At 76.3% G+C, this 2,996-nt stretch carries 4 protein-coding genes; 1 reads left to right on the forward strand and 3 read right to left on the reverse strand.

Annotation, left to right across the window (positions count from 1 at the left end; genetic code table 11):
* Window positions 1-180: 180 nt before the first annotated feature.
* The 3 genes from ACFXOZ_RS42345 to ACFXOZ_RS42355 all read right to left on the reverse strand — a co-directional run bounded on the left by ACFXOZ_RS42345 (window position 181) and on the right by ACFXOZ_RS42355 (window position 2,234).
* Entirely contained in the window at window positions 181-909 is a 729-nt protein-coding gene (locus ACFXOZ_RS42345) for a hypothetical protein (protein WP_380528545.1), read from the reverse strand.
* Window positions 906-1,475, reverse strand: coding sequence for an RNA polymerase sigma factor (locus tag ACFXOZ_RS42350; RefSeq protein WP_375887037.1), 570 nt, complete (start codon window positions 1,473-1,475; stop codon window positions 906-908). The genes ACFXOZ_RS42345 and ACFXOZ_RS42350 overlap by 4 nt, the downstream gene beginning before the upstream one ends.
* Before the next feature lie 285 nt (window positions 1,476-1,760).
* Entirely contained in the window at window positions 1,761-2,234 is a 474-nt protein-coding gene (locus ACFXOZ_RS42355) for a MarR family winged helix-turn-helix transcriptional regulator (RefSeq protein WP_380528548.1), read from the reverse strand.
* Between the two features lie 184 nt (window positions 2,235-2,418).
* Here ACFXOZ_RS42355 and ACFXOZ_RS42360 point away from each other — a divergent pair, with 184 nt between their 5' ends.
* Window positions 2,419-2,829: an organic hydroperoxide resistance protein gene (locus ACFXOZ_RS42360; RefSeq protein ID WP_360245460.1), complete on the forward strand. Its 411-nt coding sequence runs from the start codon at window positions 2,419-2,421 to the stop codon at window positions 2,827-2,829.
* The last annotated feature ends 167 nt before the right edge of the window (window positions 2,830-2,996 follow it).

The raw sequence follows: 2,996 nt of genomic DNA on the forward strand, positions 1-2,996 counted from the left end.
AGTGACATCTAGGGGCCCCCCCCGTGGGGCCCCCGCCCGGATCCGGGCGGCACCGGCGGGGGCCCGTCCCACCACACCGGTGCGGCGGCCCCCGGCCGTTCCCGCACGCCCGACCGTTCCCGCGTCTTGTGCCGCAGCGCACCCCCGGCCGTTCCCGCGCGCTCGGCCGCACCGCACCCCTCAGCGGATCCGCGTCGCCCCCCGCCCGCGCACCGGGTGGGCGCCCAGCGGCCCGGCCGCCGCCCCGACTCCCGCCCCCGCTCCCGCCCCGGGCCCAGTCGGCGGCGTCGCCACGGTGTCCCGCAGCGTCAACAGGATCTCCCCGTCGTACCGCTCCGCCAGCAGCCGGGTGAGCTCGGCGGCGCAGCCCGGCCGCACCGCCGGGGCGAGTTCGGGCAGCCGCCCCGGGTCGCTGAGGTCCTCGGCCTCGGCGGCCCAGCGCGCCGCGTCGCCCCGTTCGCCCTCGGCGGCGTAGTGGACGGCCAGGCAGTGGACGGCCAGCTGGTCGCCGTACTGGGCGGCGATCCGCCACCAGAAGACCCCGTCGGCCGTGCGGCCCATGCCGTAGAGCAGGCAGCCGAGGGTGCGGAAGGCGGCCTTCTCGGCGAGTTCGAGGTCCAGGGCCAGTTCGCCGGGCTCGACCGCGCCCGCCACCCCCGCGCACAGGTGGCGCAGGTCCCGCCGCAGTTCGGCCCGCCCGCCGGACCGGAGGTGGTCCCCGGCGGCCCCGGCGTGCGGCGGCCGGGCGACGGCGGGGGGCCGGGCGGGGCGCTCGCGGCCGGTCGGGGCGGCCCGGCGGGCGGCGGCCAGCCGTTCGGCCAGCCGACGGGTGAAGGCCACCGGGTCGTGGTCGCGGAACTCCTCGTCCAGCTCGGCGGCGTGCGCGCGCAGCAGCTCGGTGACCCTCATGTCGCCTGCCCGTCGTCCGGGTGTTCCAGCAGGTACTCCAGGTGGCGCCGCCCGAGGCTGTAGTAGGTACGGGCGGTGGTGTGGGCGATGCCGAGCGCCCGGCCGATGTCGGGGTAGGAGGTGCCCGCCTGGCGCAGCCGGACCACGTCGGCCTGGACGGGCGCGGCGCGCGCGAGGGCGTCCATCGCCCAGTCCAGGGCGTCCAGTTCGGCGAGCTCCTCCAGCTCGTCCTGGCTGGTGTCGGGGCGGCGCTGGGCGATCACCCGGAGCCGCTTGCGCTCGGCCCGGCCGCGTTCGCGCAGGACGTCGACCACCGCGTCCTTGACGATCTTGAAGGCGAAGGCCTGCGGGTCCGCGCTGGCCAGGGCCCGGCGCCAGTTCCGGTAGAGCGTGGTGCCGGCGTTCTGCACGGCGTCCTGGGCGTCCTCGCGGTGGCGCAGGCGCTGCCGGGCGTAGCGGAGGTAGCCGGTGTTCTCGCGGGTGAAGAACGCCTCGAAGTCGTTCGGCAGGTCGTCGAGCGGGTCCGCCCGAAGGCCCCGCTCCTCCCCCGGCCCGGGAGTGTTCACACGCGCCCCCTTCTCCTGGGTCAGCTGGCCGGCCCACCGGTTGGCACGCCGACGGCCCGTTTCGGGGCTCGTGGTGTAACCGTCCGGGAGGGGCGGGTTGTCGACCGGATCGGGCGGACATTTGGGAACAATTCTGTTCACTTTCGAACCAGGCCGCTGACCTGCCCGTTCGTGGGGGCGAACGGGCGCCCGACCACCCCGGAGTGACCCAGATCACACTCGTTCGGATGGCGGCTTGACAAGCCCCGACGACTACCCCCGACGACCGCCCACCCGACGACCGCCCTACGGCGCCGGCTGCACGTCCGCCGAGTCCAGCGCGACGGTCACCCGCTCCAGCAGCACCCGCAGCGCGGCCAGGTCCTCGACCGGCAGCCCGGTCGCCGTGAGCAGCCGGCGCGGCACCTGCCCGGCCCGCTCGCGCAGCGCCGCCCCCTCAACGGTGAGGCTGACGGTCACCGACCGCTCGTCCTCCGGACTGCGCTCGCGGCGCACCAGTCCGGCCGCCTCCAGGCGCTTGAGCAGTGGGGAGAGGGTGCCGGAGTCGAGCCGCAGGCGCTCGCCGATCCGCTTGACGGGCAGCTCGCCGTCCTCCCAGAGCACCAGCATGACCAGGTACTGCGGGTAGGTGAGCCCGAGGTCCCGGAGCAGGACCCGGTAGACACCGCCGAAGGCGCGGGAGGCGGCGTTGAGCGAGAAGCAGATCTGCTGGTCGAGGCGGAGCAGTTCCTCGTCCGCCATGCCGGGGAGCGTGGTCATGACCCCATGGTACCGATCGCCGTCGCGCCATCTAGTTGTGCGCAACTGAATTGCGTGCTCTACTTATGGAGCAGTCGGCAGCCGGACCTCCACGGAGGGCCGGACGGCCGCCGGAACAGGACGACTCCGCCCGCCCCCGCGCACCGCGACGCACCGCGGACCGCGCACCACGAAGGGACCCACCATGGACGCGCTCTACACCGCCGCCGCCACCGCCAACGGCCGCGAGGGCCGCGCCGTCAGCTCGGACGGCCAGCTGGACCTCGCCCTGGCGATGCCGCCCGCACTCGGCGGCAGCGGCCAGGGCACCAACCCCGAGCAGCTGTTCGCCGCCGGTTACGCCGCCTGCTTCGCCAGCGCCCTCGGCCTGGTCGGCCGGCAGGCCCGGGTGGACACCAGCGAGGTCTCGGTGACCGCCGAGGTGTCCATCGGCAAGGACGGCGCGGGCTTCGGCCTGGCCGTCGTGCTGCGCGTCGAGCTGCCCGAGGCGCTCGCGGGCGAGGGCGGCGAGCTGCTGGTCAAGCAGGCGCACGAGGTCTGCCCGTACTCCCGCGCCACCCGGGGCAACATCCCGGTCGAGCTGGTCGTCGAGTAACACCGCCGGGCAACACCCGCCCCGGGGCGGACCCCGGACAGGCAACGGGCAGGCTCCGGGCGGGGCCCAACGATCCGCCCGGAGCCTGGCCCCCCCCCCCCCGGGGCCGGGGCCCCCCCCCCCCCCCGGGGGGGGGGGGGCCCCCCGGCCCCCCCCCCCCCCCCCCC

It is taken from the genome of Kitasatospora sp. NPDC059160 (assembly GCF_042755465.1).
In the GTDB taxonomy this organism is placed as follows: Bacteria; Actinomycetota; Actinomycetes; order Streptomycetales; family Streptomycetaceae; genus Kitasatospora.